The sequence below is a fragment of the Kitasatospora sp. MAP5-34 genome, from assembly GCF_029894335.1.
GTDB lineage: Bacteria > Actinomycetota > Actinomycetes > Streptomycetales > Streptomycetaceae > Kitasatospora.
On the sequence record NZ_JARXZC010000003.1, the window covers coordinates 224,404 to 237,354 of the forward strand.

The 12,951-nt window shown below is 72.1% G+C and carries 14 protein-coding genes and 1 pseudogene; 5 read left to right on the top strand and 10 right to left on the bottom strand.

What is annotated here, in order from left to right:
* Position 1: 1 nt before the first annotated feature.
* Positions 2 to 694, bottom strand: a complete 693-nt coding sequence (locus P3T29_RS04630) for a tRNA-dependent cyclodipeptide synthase (RefSeq protein ID WP_280714964.1) — start codon at positions 692 to 694, stop codon at positions 2 to 4.
* A gap of 401 nt (positions 695 to 1,095) precedes the next feature.
* Between P3T29_RS04630 and P3T29_RS04635 the strand changes: the two genes are divergently transcribed.
* The gene (locus tag P3T29_RS04635; RefSeq protein WP_280715091.1) at positions 1,096 to 1,320 is read left to right on the top strand and encodes a hypothetical protein; all 225 of its coding nucleotides are present in this window, start codon (positions 1,096 to 1,098) and stop codon (positions 1,318 to 1,320) included.
* Between the two features lie 9 nt (positions 1,321 to 1,329).
* On the opposite strand, the pseudogene P3T29_RS04640 reads toward P3T29_RS04635, so the two are convergent.
* The 3 genes and pseudogenes from P3T29_RS04640 to P3T29_RS04650 form a co-directional block, all read right to left on the bottom strand.
* Positions 1,330 to 1,604: pseudogene (locus tag P3T29_RS04640) on the bottom strand (IS5/IS1182 family transposase); the annotation flags it as partial.
* A 59-nt stretch (positions 1,605 to 1,663) separates the two neighbouring features.
* Positions 1,664 to 2,440 (bottom strand): peptidyl-tRNA hydrolase, encoded by a 777-nt coding sequence (locus P3T29_RS04645; RefSeq protein WP_280714965.1) that lies wholly within the window; start codon positions 2,438 to 2,440, stop codon positions 1,664 to 1,666.
* 69 nt (positions 2,441 to 2,509) lie between these two features.
* Positions 2,510 to 3,439 carry a hypothetical protein gene (locus tag P3T29_RS04650; protein WP_280714966.1) on the bottom strand — a complete coding sequence of 310 codons (930 nt, stop codon included), beginning with the start codon at positions 3,437 to 3,439 and terminating at the stop codon, positions 2,510 to 2,512.
* A gap of 113 nt (positions 3,440 to 3,552) precedes the next feature.
* Here P3T29_RS04650 and P3T29_RS04655 point away from each other — a divergent pair, with 113 nt between their 5' ends.
* A complete protein-coding gene (locus P3T29_RS04655) occupies positions 3,553 to 3,924 on the top strand; it encodes a YbjQ family protein (RefSeq protein ID WP_280714967.1) in 372 nt (123 codons plus the stop codon).
* Positions 3,925 to 3,963: 39 nt separating this feature from the next.
* The gene (locus P3T29_RS04660; RefSeq protein WP_280714968.1) at positions 3,964 to 5,064 is read left to right on the top strand and encodes an FAD-dependent oxidoreductase; all 1,101 of its coding nucleotides are present in this window, start codon (positions 3,964 to 3,966) and stop codon (positions 5,062 to 5,064) included.
* Positions 5,065 to 5,078: 14 nt separating this feature from the next.
* On the opposite strand, the gene paaE is transcribed toward P3T29_RS04660, so the two are convergent.
* The 6 genes from paaE to P3T29_RS04690 all read right to left on the bottom strand — a co-directional run bounded on the left by paaE (position 5,079) and on the right by P3T29_RS04690 (position 10,501).
* Positions 5,079 to 6,143: a 1,2-phenylacetyl-CoA epoxidase subunit PaaE gene (gene paaE / locus P3T29_RS04665; protein WP_280715088.1), complete on the bottom strand. Its 1,065-nt coding sequence runs from the start codon at positions 6,141 to 6,143 to the stop codon at positions 5,079 to 5,081.
* A 10-nt stretch (positions 6,144 to 6,153) separates the two neighbouring features.
* Positions 6,154 to 6,618 carry a 1,2-phenylacetyl-CoA epoxidase subunit PaaD gene (paaD, locus tag P3T29_RS04670; protein ID WP_280714969.1) on the bottom strand — a complete coding sequence of 155 codons (465 nt, stop codon included), beginning with the start codon at positions 6,616 to 6,618 and terminating at the stop codon, positions 6,154 to 6,156.
* Positions 6,619 to 6,623: 5 nt separating this feature from the next.
* Positions 6,624 to 7,514, bottom strand: coding sequence for a 1,2-phenylacetyl-CoA epoxidase subunit PaaC (gene paaC, locus P3T29_RS04675; protein WP_280714970.1), 891 nt, complete (start codon positions 7,512 to 7,514; stop codon positions 6,624 to 6,626).
* 34 nt (positions 7,515 to 7,548) lie between these two features.
* Positions 7,549 to 7,842: a 1,2-phenylacetyl-CoA epoxidase subunit PaaB gene (gene paaB / locus P3T29_RS04680; protein WP_280714971.1), complete on the bottom strand. Its 294-nt coding sequence runs from the start codon at positions 7,840 to 7,842 to the stop codon at positions 7,549 to 7,551.
* Positions 7,839 to 8,849: a 1,2-phenylacetyl-CoA epoxidase subunit PaaA gene (paaA, locus tag P3T29_RS04685; RefSeq protein WP_280714972.1), complete on the bottom strand. Its 1,011-nt coding sequence runs from the start codon at positions 8,847 to 8,849 to the stop codon at positions 7,839 to 7,841. The genes paaB and paaA overlap by 4 nt, the downstream gene beginning before the upstream one ends.
* A 290-nt stretch (positions 8,850 to 9,139) precedes the next feature.
* Complete coding sequence (locus tag P3T29_RS04690; protein WP_280714973.1) at positions 9,140 to 10,501, bottom strand: M20/M25/M40 family metallo-hydrolase; 1,362 nt, start codon at positions 10,499 to 10,501, stop codon at positions 9,140 to 9,142.
* Between the two features lie 819 nt (positions 10,502 to 11,320).
* Here P3T29_RS04690 and P3T29_RS04695 point away from each other — a divergent pair.
* Positions 11,321 to 11,713: a GNAT family N-acetyltransferase gene (locus P3T29_RS04695; protein ID WP_348532790.1), complete on the top strand. Its 393-nt coding sequence runs from the start codon at positions 11,321 to 11,323 to the stop codon at positions 11,711 to 11,713.
* 183 nt (positions 11,714 to 11,896) lie between these two features.
* The gene (locus P3T29_RS04700; RefSeq protein ID WP_280714975.1) at positions 11,897 to 12,904 is read left to right on the top strand and encodes an aldo/keto reductase; all 1,008 of its coding nucleotides are present in this window, start codon (positions 11,897 to 11,899) and stop codon (positions 12,902 to 12,904) included.
* The last annotated feature ends 47 nt before the right edge of the window (positions 12,905 to 12,951 follow it).

The following is a 12,951-nucleotide window of genomic DNA, read 5'->3' on the forward strand; positions in this document are numbered from 1 at the left end:
CCTATCGTCCCTTCAACTGGAGTGACACAACGGTTAGTTCACGAAGTTCGGCAGGAGCTTCAGGATGACTTCCGCCGGCCAATTCAGCCAGGGTGCTGAACGACCCGGGGTAGACCATGACGCCGATGCCCCGCCGCTTGAGGCAGGCGAACACCGCGAACTCCTCCAAGAAGTAGGCACAGGACAGGCCTATTCGGCGCTCCTGCTCCACGTTGGTCAGCCCCTCGTCGCGTCGCGCGTGATAGGCCTCGCCGAACTCCCGGACCGAGTCACGGAACGCCTGGTCACTGTCGAAGAGTTCGACCAGCTCAGCGTGGTAGCGGTGATAGTCACCCCATGCCTGGACCTCGCCGCAGGTCAGAAACTCGAACTGGACGCTCGACCCAAACTCCTCGAAGACCTGTCGGTTTCGCTCGATGAACTCGGCGCCGAGTCGCAGCGCCTCGGCGGTGGCGGCGGGCTCCGGCATCGACCGGGTCGCCGCCAACGTGATCCGGTGGATGCTGTCACCGACCAGCACCGTGCACCGCGCGAACCGCCGCGACACCCACTCCGCCATCGCGGAAACCTTGGCCGTGCTGAACTGCTGGTTCTCCAGGCTGACCCCGAGAAAGCAGGCCGCCTCCTGCTCGAACTCCGCCCGCCGGCTGGGCGGTTCCACACCAGCAATCTTCGCTTTGTAGCGCGAAGGCACCGCGCTCTCGGACGGCTGGAGAGGCAGTAGTGCGCCAGCCACTGAAATCCCCCAAGTCTTCGACTGACAGAGTCCCCCAGGGACTCCTGACAACACCCGCCCGCACATGAAACGTTGGCCGCGAGAGGCAGTGAAAACATCAGTACTATGTCACATGTGAGGTGACGATCCAAGAAGCTTCTGGTGCGGAGGTGACGCATGAGAGTGGGCCGCCTCGGGCCGGAAGAGGTGCCCTGGGCGGCGGATCGGCTCAGCAGACGGCCGAGTTGAGGGTGGTCGGACCAGCGGTAGCAGGCGGGTCAGCCGCCGCGTGTCCTCACGGACCGCGATCCCACCCAACCAGCCCACCGAAGACGCGAGTTGGCCGGCAGGCTGCCGGCGGGCACTGCGAGCTCTGCGGATTGAGAGAGGACATTCAGGTCCACCAGATCCGCGAGCTCGCCGACCTCGACAACCTCGGGCAGGAACAGCCCGACTGGGCTGCCCTCATGGCCAAGAAACGGCGGAAGGACTTGGGCCCCCTTCGAGAGAAGCACCCGGTGATCAGGGCCGCGACGGCCTTGCTCCTGCTCGCGCTGGTGCTGCTGTTCGGGATGGGCTGCTTCGAGTTGGCATGGGGCTCGTGACAGTGAGCATCGGACGGTCGTCCACGCGCGACGGACCAGGCCGCGCACCGCAATGACGGTATCGGCGAGGCCGAAGAAGGCGTGGATGACGGTGACTTGGCGCTCGTAGCAGGGCCGAGGCGATGGAAGGCGTTCCGCCAGGCGCGGGTCCGTTCGACGGGCGCCTGAACGGAAGCCTTCTCGCCCTGGTGCGCGATGCGGTTGCGCAGGCCGCGCTCGTCCAGCAAACCGCGGGTCTTGTCGGAGTCATAGCCGGCGCCCAGGTGCACGGTGATGTCGTCGGGCTGATCCTCCCCAGAGGCCAGTACACCCAGGCTGCCAGGTCGGAGTCAGCATGGTGTGTCTACGGGCGTCGTAGGCGCGGGGTGGGGCAGTAGCGCTCGCCTCCTTCAAATGCAACAGTTGGCCCGGGCGCGATCTCCGTGAAGCCCGCGTCGCGGACGACCGGGAGGTCGGCGGCCGTCAGGGCGGCCCAGGCGGCCGGGGTCGCGGTGCGGACGGCGAGCGGGAAGCCGGCCTCCGACCACTCCTTGCGCCGGGTGTCGTCCAGCCGCCACCAGGCGAGCTGAGCGGCATGGCCGGTCTGGGCCATGGTCTTGCCCGCGCTCATCTCCAGCTCGGGGTTGACCCAGAGCACGGGGACACCGGGGGCCGGGTCGGCGGGCGGCTCGGGGTCGTCCAGATCGGTGCCGGAGACCTGGAGCTTGGCCAGCTCCTTGGGCCAGCCGTCCAGCGGGACGGGCGGGTAGACCCGCACCTCGGCGCGCTCCCCGGTCACCGTGATGCCGGGCAGCTCGCCCGCCTTGCGCCACTCGCCGCCCCTGGCCCGCCGAACCACCTTCCGGATCCGGGCGTCCTCCCAGGCCGAGACCAGCTCCGCCCACTCCCCCTCCTCCCCGGTGACCCGGGGGTCGGCGAGCAGGGTGAGCACCGCGCGCGCCGAGGTTTCCAGCGCGTCCGTACGGGCCGGGGAGTCGGCCTTCTCCAGGTGCAGCACCAATGGCAGCACGTACTGCGGGTTGGCGTCGCGGGCATTCGCGGCGGCGGCGGCTGCGGCCGCGCGTTCGTCGGCGGCGTCGCCTTCGGGCGCGGTGCTCGGGGCATCGAACGGTGAGGTCACCGCACCAGCATGCCAGGGCCGCCACGCCGCCTGGTCGGCGGCGGGCGGCACCGACTCGTCAGCGGCGGCTCAGCGGCGGTAGCCCCGGCTCACGTCGCGCTCCTCGGCGTCCTCGTAGGGGAGGAACCAACCCTCGGGGTGGGTGGCGGCGAGCAGCTGGTCGATCCGGTCGGCGGAGTCGGCGTCCGGGTCCTCGTCCTCGGGGCCGTAGACGCCGAAGAGCTCGTCGACGCAGCCGTCCCAGTCGTAGTCGTACAGGTCGACGGGGAGGTCGCCCATCATGTCGGCGACCGCCTGCGGCTGGGAGCCGAGCAGCTCTCGGGCGTCGGCGAGGGCCAGCCGCAGGGCCAGCTCCTCGGCCGGGCAGCGGGGCAGCGGCCATTCGCCGAGCGCCAGGTCGTCGGCGAGGTCGTCGAAGGTCCGGGCGACGGAGCGGCGCCAGCTGCGGTGCATCCCCCACGTCCGGCGCGGGAAGCGGGCGAGGACGGCCCACTCCTGTTCGTCGTCGTCGGTGATCGGGTCGCCCTCGTGCTCCTCGAGGTCGTCGTAGGCCGCGTCGGCGAGGGTGATCAACTGGGTGTGCAGGAGACAGGCCGTGCGCGGCGTGAGCAGCCAGTCGCCGACCGCGCCGCCGTCCTCCACCTCGGTGTCGAGGGGGAAGAGTTCGGCGAAGTCGGGGGCGAAATCGTCGGTGAGGCTGATCTCCAGGGTGCCGCCGAGCGCCTCGATACCGGGGATCGCGGCGACCAGGCGGTCCGGGTGGAGCAGGGCGCCGAGCGCCGCGTTCGGGTCCTCGGTGACCTCGCGCAGCAACGCCTCGCGCTGGCCCGCCGCGTCGATCCCGACGAAGTCGAGCTCCGCGACGGCCGCCTGCGCGGCGGCTCTCAAGGCCGGCCAGTCGGTGATCCGGATACCGAGCACCACCGTCGCCTCGATCTCCTGCGCGCCGGAATCCTCCGTCGCGCCCGGCCCCTGTGGATGATCGCTTCGCTCGCCCATGGGGCTACGGTACGGCTTTTCCCGCCCTGGGTTCACTGGAGTGTGACAGCTTCTTGCGCTCACCCCGGCGTGGCCGCGCGTCGGTGGCGCACCGGGGGGCGCACGATAGTCCGATGAGCAACCTGGACGAGTACGGCGGCGGGCAGAGCCCGAACGCGGATGTGCTGGTGGTCACCACCAACGATGCACCCGGCTACCGGGTGGAGCGGGTGATCGGGGAGGTCTTCGGCCTGACGGTACGCAGCCGTCACATCGGTACCCAGATCGGCGCCTCGTTCAAGTCGATGCTGGGCGGCGAGCTGCGTGGTCTGACGAAGACGCTGGTGGAGAGCCGGAACCAGGCGATGGCACGGCTGATCGAGCAGACCAAGGCACGGGGTGGCAATGCCGTGCTGACAATGCGATTTGACGTCACGGAGGCTGCCGATTTGGGGACGGAGATCTGCGCCTACGGCACGGCGGCGGTGATCGCTCCGCTGGGCTGAGCCTGGGAACACGCTGTCGATGTCGGATGTTCCATGGGCGTGACTGTTTACCGTGCAACAGAAGTGGAGGTCGTGGTGGTGGGCGCCGGGCAGGCCGGCCTGTCGGCCGCCTACCACCTGCGCAGGCGCGGCTTCGCCCCGTTCGACAGCTTCGTCGTACTGGACGCGGAGAACACGGCCGGCGGCGCCTGGGCCCACCGCTCGCCGTCGCTGCGGATGGCCACCGTGCACGGTTTCCACGACCTCCCCGACTTCGAACTGCCCGCCCCCGACCCGCTGGCCCCGGCCCGCGAGGTGGTCCCGGGGTACTTCGCGGCGTACGAGGCCAAGCACGCGCTGCCGGTGGTCCGGCCCGTCCACGTACGGGCGGTGCGCTCGCTGCCGGACCGGCGGCTGCTGGTCGAAACGGACGCCGGCGACTGGTCGGCCCGGGCCCTGATCAACGCGACCGGGACGTGGACCCGCCCGTTCCTCCCCCACTACCCCGGGCACTTCGGCGGGCGGCAGCTGCACTACGCGGACTACCGGGGGCCCGAGGAGTTCGCCGGGCAGCGGGTGGTCGTGGTGGGCGGCGGGGCGTCCGCGATCCAGGTGCTGTCGGAGGTCGCGGCGGTGGGCGACACGGTCTGGGTGACGCGGACCCCGCCGGTGTTCCGGGACGGCCCGTTCAGCCCGGAGGCCGGGCGGGAGGCGGTGGCGATGGTCGAGGAACGGGTGCGGCAGGGGTTGCCGGTGCGCAGCGTGGTGAGCGTGACCGGACTCGGGCCGTCGGTGGCTTTCCGGCGGGCCCAGGAGTTGGGGGCACTGGAGCGGAGGCCGATGTTCGACCGGCTGACCGAGCACGGCGTGGCCTGGGACTCGGCGGAGCTGGCGGTGGACGCGATCGTCTGGGCGACGGGTTTCCGCCCTGAGATCGGCCACCTCACCCCGCTCGGCCTGCGCGGGCCAGGCGGCGGCATCCGGATGGACGGCACCCGGGCCGCCGCCGACCCGCGCGTCCATCTGGTCGGCTACGGGCCGTCGGCGAGCACCATCGGTGCCAACCGGGCGGGCCGGGCGGCGGTCAACGGGATCGTGAAGCTGATCGGTGAGCCGGCGCACGTCCCGGTCGGCGCGCCTGACCGGGCCTACCGGTCGTAGTCGACCGACCGGGCCTACCGGTCGTAGTCGACCGTGACGCGGTCGGAGACCGGGCGGGCCTGGCAGGTGAGTACGTAGCCGGCCGCGAGTTCCTTCTCCTCCAGGGCGAAGTTGCGCCGCATCTCGACCTCGCCCTCGGTGACCAGTGCGCGGCAGGTGCCGCAGACCCCGCCCTTGCAGGCGAACGGCAGATCGGGCCGGGCCCGCTGGGCGCCGTCCAGGATCGAACGGTCCCGGGGCAGCGGCAGGGTGCCGGCCCGGCCGTCCAGGACGACGGTGACCTCGCTCAGCTCGCCGCTCGGCTCGTCCTCGGCCCGCTCGGCGACGGGCTCGTCCTCGGCGTGGAAGAGCTCCTGGTGCACCCGTTCGCCGGGAACCCCCAGGTCGGCGAGGAGGTCCTTGGTGCCCGTGACCATCCCGTACGGGCCGCAGAGCCACCAGTGGTCGACGGCCGGGACGTCCACCAGGGCCGCGAGCAGCGCCTTCACCCGCTCGGGGTCGAGCCGACCGCTGAGCAGCTCGGCGTCGCGGGTCTCCCGGGAGAGCACGTGCAGGAGCTGGAAACGGCCGAGGAAACGGTCCTTCAGATCGGCCAGCTCGTCGGCGAACATCACCGTGTCGCTGCGGCGGTTGCCGTAGAGCAGGGTGACCTGCGAGCCCTCGTCGGCGGCCAGCACGGAGGCCGCGATCGAGAGCATCGGGGTGATCCCGGACCCGGCGGCGAGCAGCACGTGCTCGGCGGGGAGGCCCAGCTCCGGGCTGAACAGACCGGTGGGCGGCAGCACCTCGACCGGGTCGCCGGCGCCCGCCTCGCGGACCAGCCAGCGGGAGAACAGTCCGCCGGGCACCTCGCGGACGGCGATCCGCAGCGCGCCGCCGACCGGCGCGCAGATCGAGTACGAGCGCCGTTCGTCCGTGCCGTCCACGATCCGGCGCAGGGTGAGGGTCTGGCCGGGACGGAAGGCGTAGTCGGCGGCGAGCGCGGGGGGCACCTCGAAGGTGACCGCGACCGCGTCCTCGCAGAGCGGCTCCACGGCTTCGATCCGCAACTCGTGGAAGGTCGGTCGGGCTGCGGCCATGGCGCTCAACTCAGATCTCCTTGATCCGTTCGAAAGGTTCCCGGCAGTCGCGGCAGCGCCAGAGCGCCTTGCACGCGGTGGAGCCGAACCGGGAGAGCTCCTCGGTGTCCGTGCTCGCGCACTGCGGGCAGCTGACCGTGCGGCGGGTGGGGCCGAGCTGCAGCAGCCCGTGCGAGGGCGGCGCGATGCCCGCCTCCGCCAGCTTGCGGCGGCCCGCTTCGGTGATGCTCTCGCTGCTCCACGGCGGGTCGAGGCGCAGCCGTACCCGGACGTCGTCGAAGCCCGCCGCGCGCAGCCGGGCGTCCACGTCGGCGGCCATCTCGGCGATCGCCGGGCAGCCGGAGTAGGTCGGGGTCAGCCAGGCGGTCACAGTGCCGCCGTCCTCCTCGACCCCGGCCAGCACGCCCAGATCGGCGAGGGTGAGCATCGGGAGTTCGGGGTCGGGGACGGCCGCCGCCACCTCCCACGCGGTCATGGTCGTCACCACGTCGCCCCCGGGTGGGCGCGGGCCACCACCTGGAGTTCGGCCAGCAGCGGGCCGAGCGCCTCGGTGTGCACGCCGTCGCGCCCGGCGCGCCCGCCGACCCGGGCCATCGGGGCGGCCACCGGCACGGTGAGCCCGGCCTCGGTGATCACCTCGGCGAGGCCCTGGAGGACGGATTCGCGCAGCTCGGCGGGGTCGGTGCCGAGCCGGAGCTCCACCGGGTGGGCGGTGAAGAGCTCGTCCAGCAGCGGCCAGACAGCGTCCAGCCCGGCCTGCATCCGCAGCGCGGAGTACGGCGTGCCGTCGCCCAGGCGGAGCGTCCAGGCGATGGCGTACTCACGGTGGTACGCCAGCTCCTTAACTCCGCGCGCGGCGACGGCGGCGAGCACCGGGTCGGCGAACGAGGCGAGCCGCTCGTAGAGGGCGTGGCGGGCGGTGGAGAAGAGCAGCAGGCGGGCGATCGAGTACGCGAAGTCACCGTTCGGCGCCTCGACCAGCCGGACGTTGCGGAACTCGTGGTCCTCACGCCAGTAAGCGAACTCGTCCTCGCCGCGCCCGGTGCCGTCCGCCTGGCCGGCCCGGGAGAGCAGCTGCCGGGACTGGCCGAGCAGGTCGAGCGCGAGGTTGGCGAGCGCGACCTCCTCCTCCAGCTCGGGGGCGCGGGTGCACCACTCGATCAGCCGCTGGGCCAGGATCAGCGCGTCGTCGCCGAGCATCAGGCAGTACGCGGCCAGGTCGGCGCCGTCGATCCCGGGCGGGAGCGCGGTGTCGACGCCGAGCAGCGGGTCGGCGAAGCCGGTGCCATAGGCCCAGCGGGCCTCGCCCTCGGGCTCGCCGGGTGCCTCGGAGAGGCTCAGGTAGACGTGGTCGTCGGTGTGATCGGTCATGGCGCGGTGCTCGTTCATAGCGCGGTGGCCCCCGTCAGATGTGCGGGACATCCTCGGGGATGTCGTAGAAGGTCGGGTGGCGGTAGACCTTGTCCCCGCTGGGGGCGAAGAACGGGTCCTGCTCGTCGGGCGCGGAGGCGGTGATGGCGCTGGAGCGGACCACCCAGAGGCTGACGCCCTCGTTGCGGCGGGTGTAGAGATCCCGCGCGGCGAGCAGCGCCATCCGGTCGTCGGCGGCGTGCAGGGAGCCGACGTGGACGTGGTTCAGCCCGCGCCGGGGGCGCACGAACACCTCGTACAGCGGCCAGTCGGCCTTGGTCGCGCTCACTTTCGGTTCTCCTGCTTCTGCTGCTGCTGCATTTGTTGCTGTTGTGCCTGCTGGGCCTGCTGGTGCTTCTGTTGCTGCTTGTGCGCGTAGGCCAGGGCGGCTTCGCGCACCCAGGCACCGTCCTCGTGGGCGGCCCGGCGGCGGTCGACGCGCTCGGTGTTGCACGGGCCCTGGCCCTTGATCACCTGCTTCAGCTCCGACCAGTCGGGCTCGCCGAAGTCCCAGCCGCCGCGCTCCTCGTTCCAGCTCAGCGCCGGGTCGGGGAGGGTGACGCCGAGATGCTCCGCCTGCGGCACGGACATGTCGACAAATCGCTGACGCAGCTCGTCGTTGGTGTGCCGCTTGATCCGCCAGGCCATCGACTGGGCGGTGTTCGGCGAGTCGCCGTCCGGCGGGCCGAACATCATCAGCGACGGCCACCACCAGCGGTCCACCGCGTCCTGCACCATCCGGCGCTGGCCCTCGGTGCCGCGCATCAGCGTCATCAGCAGCTCGTAGCCCTGGCGCTGGTGGAACGACTCCTCCTTGCAGATCCGCACCATCGCGCGGGCGTACGGCCCGTACGAGCAGCGGCAGAGCGGGACCTGGTTGCAGATCGCCGCACCGTCCACCAGCCACCCGATCACGCCGACGTCGGCGTAGGTGAGGGTGGGGTAGTTGAAGATCGAGGAGTACTTCTGGCGCCCGGAGATCAGCTTCTCGGTGAGCTCGGCGCGATCGACGCCGAGCGTCTCGGCGGCGGCGTAGAGGTAGAGGCCGTGGCCCGCCTCGTCCTGCGACTTGGCCAGCAGGATCGCCTTGCGGCGCAGCGAGGGCGCCCGGGTGAGCCAGTTGCCCTCCGGCTGCATGCCGATGATCTCCGAGTGGGCGTGCTGGGCGATCTGCCGGACCAGCGTGGCCCGGTAGGCGTCGGGCATCCAGTCACGCGGCTCGATCCGCTGCTCGGCGCCGACGACCGCGTCGAAGTGCGCCTCCAGGTCGCCCAGGTCTCTGTCTCCCTGCGCCACCGACCCCGCACCTGCCGCGTTCACTGCATTCGCTGCATCCACTGCGCCCGCCTCCCGACTGACCGTTCGGTCGGGTCCATTGTGTCTGGTGTGGGGCTCGAATGACAAGGGACCTGGCCGGAAGGCCGGGCGTGGAGGCTCCACTTTGGGCAACCGAGCCAGCACACGAGGGGCGCGTGGGGGCACCTCCCGGCCGAAGGTTGGGGGAGAACTGCGCGAAACCGGAGGTACAGCGCCGCACCTACCGCCTCGCGCAGTTCTCCGCGCCCCGTTCATCGCTGAGGTCCGGCCTACGGGCGGTCTCGCAGGCGGGGCAGCGGGACGGCCAGCAGGGCGGCCAGCAGGGCGATCCGGGGGGCCAGCTGGGCGATTTCGATGCGCTCGCCCCGCGCGTGCGAGCCCGCACCGACCGCGCCGAGCCCGTCGAGGGTGGGCAGACCACGGGCGCCGGCCAGGTTGGTGTCCCCCGCGCCGCCCGCCGGAGCGCCGTCCAGCTGCTGTCCGAGCACCGCCGCGAGCGAACGTACGTGCCGCAGCAGCGGATCACCCGTCCGCTCGGGCCAGGCCGGACGGCTGGACAGCACCTCGGTCCGGACCCGGGCTCCCGGACGCAACGCGGTCAGCTGGGCGAGGGTGTCGAGCGTGCGGCTCTGCGCCTCCGCCGTGGCGAACCGCAGGCCGAGTTCGGCCTCCGCCCGTCCGGCCACCACGTTCGCCCGGCTTCCGCCGCTGATCCGCCCGGCGTTGAGTTCCGTCCCCGGCTGGCCCACCAGCCCGCGCACCGCGACCAGCTGGTCCACCAGCTCGTCCACCGCCGAGGTGCCCTGACCTGCGTCGTTGCCGGCGTGCGCCTCCCGGCCGGTGACGGTCAGCAGGACCCGCGTACTGCCCCGGCGGGCGGTCTTCACCCGCCCGTCCGGATGCGGCGGCTCCAGCCCCAGAACGGCGGCAGCGCCCGGGAGTTGACGCTCCACCAGGCGACGCCCGTCCGGGCTGCCGACCTCCTCGTCGGCGACCACCACCAGCCGCACCGGCCGGTGCGGACGCTGGCCCAGGTCGGCCAGCAGGGCGAACGCCCCTTCGAGCAGGGCGAGCCCGGCCTTCATGTCCAGGATGCCCGGACCACTCAGCAACCCGTCGGCCTCCTGCACCGGCCAGTCGGCCAGCGTACCGACGGGCCAGACGGTGTCGTGATGGCCGACCACCAGGACGTGCGGCAGGTTCTCCTCCTGCCCGGCCCACTCCAGCACCAGGTGGTCCCCGGCCACGCCGGACTCGCGCCGGACCTGCGCGCCGGTCGCGCGGAAGCCCGCGGTGAGCTCCTCCGCCAGCAGGTTCAGGCGGGGCACGTCCCCCGTCGGCGACTCCATCGCGACCAGCTCGGCGCAGCGGCGCTGGACCGCGCCGGCGAGCGTACGAGCGCGCGAGTTCAGCGTCGAGGGCAGACCGGGCAGTGCGGCCGGGCTGTTCTGCCCACCGCTCTCCGCCGTACCGGCCTCGGCGGCCCTGCCGGGCCCGGCGGTGCCAGCCGGCCCGGTGGTGCCCGTGGGTCCGGCGGTGAGTGTGGGTCCGGCGGTGGCAGCGGGCTGCGTTCCCGTCTCCGCCGGGCCGCCGGGCTTCACGCCGGACGGCTTCGCGGCGACGGCTTTCACGCCGGACAGCTTCGGAGCCAGTGCTTTCGGCCCGGACGGCATGGGTGCGACCGGTTTCGGAGCGGGCTGCTTCGAACCTGGCTGCTTCGAACCGGGCGCGGGCTCTGCGGCAGCGGGCGGCACCACGCCCGAGGACGGAGTCGACGACGGTCGGGCGACCGCAGGGCCCGAGACTGTATGAGGGCTCAACGGACACCTCCCCGCACGCCGCCGGTACTCAGCGGATCACCGAAGGACGTACCTGGGAACGCCTCGGGCGTCCTGGTCACCGGCAGGCCGGACCGGACGGCGGCGTGGCCGACGGCTTCGACGCGGCGACGCCGCACTCCGTCGGGCAACGTCAGGTGGTGCGACCTCGGGCTGGGCAACACTGGGTCCTCCTCGCTCGGTCCGGCGACCCCGGCTCGGCCCGGGGCCTGTGGACGACGGCCTCCGTACGGCGTCGCCGAGGGCAACGATGCAGAGAGGCCGAGGCGAGCCTAGAAGATTCGTTCGTTCTCCTGCGAGGTGGCCTGGGTACTACGTCGCGTTCACGACCTCCCGGGTCGGCCGCCCACCGGGGCCCGGCCCGTACGCCCTCAGCCTTCCGGCCTGCTGCGGAACGTGGGCGCGACCGCTGCGGCAGGGCCTGACTCCACGATGAACCTCGGCCGGTTCTCCGGCCTCCCGAATCGTCTCGGCGACGCCGATCCACGCCCGACGGGTGACGGGTGACGGCCGATCAGCCTTCGGCGCGGGCGTGGCGTGAGCGCGGCGTCGGGGACTCCGCTCGATGATGGGATCGCGGCCTCCGATCCGGTGCGGACGGACACGGGAGGCGTGACGACGCAGTGCGCGCGGCCCGCGCGCGACCGGCACGACGGTTTCGCGAGTGCGCGGGACCGGACCTCACGGAGCTGGGGACCAGACGTGGACATCACGATTCAGGACGCGACCACGGCCAACCGCTTCGAGGCGTGGATCGGCGGGGAAGTGGCCGGCTTCGCCGAGTACCTGCGCGGCGAGGAGCTGGTGGTCTACCCGCACACCGCGGTCGAGCCGGCCTTCGAGGGCCGGGGGATCGGTGGCGCGCTGGCGCGAGCCGCGCTGGACGACGCCCGGGCGCGCGACCTGCCGGTGCTGGTGACCTGTCCGTTCATCAAGGCCTGGATGCTCCGGCATCCCGAGTACACCGAGCTCGCCTACGAAAACCGCAGCGAGGTCGGCGACTGATCCGGTCGGGGTGAGGGGCGGGGCGGAGGCGACGGTCGGGTGACGGTCTGGACGCGAGGTCGGATGACGAAATCGCGATGACGGATGACAGATATTGAAATCTGTCATCCCACATGTCATAGTCGATATGCGTCAGCCCGGCAGCACCCACCCGCACCCGCCCGCCCGCCCAGGAGCAGCACCATGACCACTCGCCCCGCCCGCACCAAGCTCGGCACCATCGGCCCCACCACGTCCGCCCTCGGCCTAGGCTGCATGGGCATGTCAGACCTCTACGGCCCGGCCGACGAGACCGAGAGCATCGCCACCCTCCGCGCCGCCCTCGACGCAGGGGTCACCCTGCTCGACACCGGCGACTTCTACGGCATGGGCCACAACGAGCTGCTGATCCACGACGCACTGCGCGGCCGCGACCGCGCGGACGTCCAGATCAGCGTCAAGTTCGGCGCCCAGCGCGGCCCGGACAGCAGCTGGCTCGGCTACGACGCGAGCCCCGCCGCCACCAAGACCGCCCTCGCCTACACCCTGCGCCGCCTGCGCACCGACTACATCGACATCTACCGCCCGGCCCGCCTCGACCCGAACGTCCCGATCGAGGAGACCGTCGGCGCCATCGCGGACCTGGTCAAGGCCGGCTACGTCCGCCACATCGGCCTCTCCGAGGTCGGCGCCGACACCCTGCGCCGCGCCGCCGCCGCCCACCCGATCAGCGACCTGCAGATCGAGTACTCGCTGATCTCCCGCAGCCTGGAGCACGAGGTCCTGCCCACCGCCCGCGAGCTGGGCATCGGCATCACCGCGTACGGCGTACTCTCGCGCGGCCTGCTCAGCGGCCACTGGACCAACGACCGCGCGATCGGCGCGACGGACTTCCGCGGCTTCAGCCCGCGCTTCCAGGGCGACAACCTCACCCACAACCTGAACCTCGTGGAGGCGCTGCGGACGATCGCCGAGGCCAAGGGCGTCAGCGTCGCCCAGGTCGCCATCGCGTGGGTCGCCTCGCGCGGCGAGGACATCGTGCCGCTGGTCGGCGCGCGCCGCCGGGACCGCCTCGCCGAGGCGCTCGGCGCCCTCGACGTCACCCTCACCCAGGCCGACCTGGACGCCATCGAAGCCGCCGTCCCCGCAGGCGCGGCCGCCGGCGACAGGTACGCTGCCGCACAGATGGCCCACCTCGACAGCGAGCACTGAGCCGCTACGAACCCACCCGGCCGGCCCGCCGCTCAGTTAAGGACGTA

What these genes read in the sequence shown, in the direction of transcription:
- P3T29_RS04650 (WP_280714966.1), bottom strand. Translation starts at nt 3,439, where the DNA reads ATGGGCGAGCGAAGCGATCATCCACAGGGGCCGGGCGCGACGGAGGAT.
- paaD (WP_280714969.1), bottom strand. Translation starts at nt 6,618, where the DNA reads ATGACCGCGTGGGAGGTGGCGGCGGCCGTCCCCGACCCCGAACTCCCG.
- paaE (WP_280715088.1), bottom strand. Translation starts at nt 6,143, where the DNA reads ATGGCCGCAGCCCGACCGACCTTCCACGAGTTGCGGATCGAAGCCGTG.
- P3T29_RS04700 (WP_280714975.1), top strand. Translation starts at nt 11,897, where the DNA reads ATGACCACTCGCCCCGCCCGCACCAAGCTCGGCACCATCGGCCCCACC.
- P3T29_RS04655 (WP_280714967.1), top strand. Translation starts at nt 3,553, where the DNA reads ATGAGCAACCTGGACGAGTACGGCGGCGGGCAGAGCCCGAACGCGGAT.
- paaC (WP_280714970.1), bottom strand. Translation starts at nt 7,514, where the DNA reads ATGACCGATCACACCGACGACCACGTCTACCTGAGCCTCTCCGAGGCA.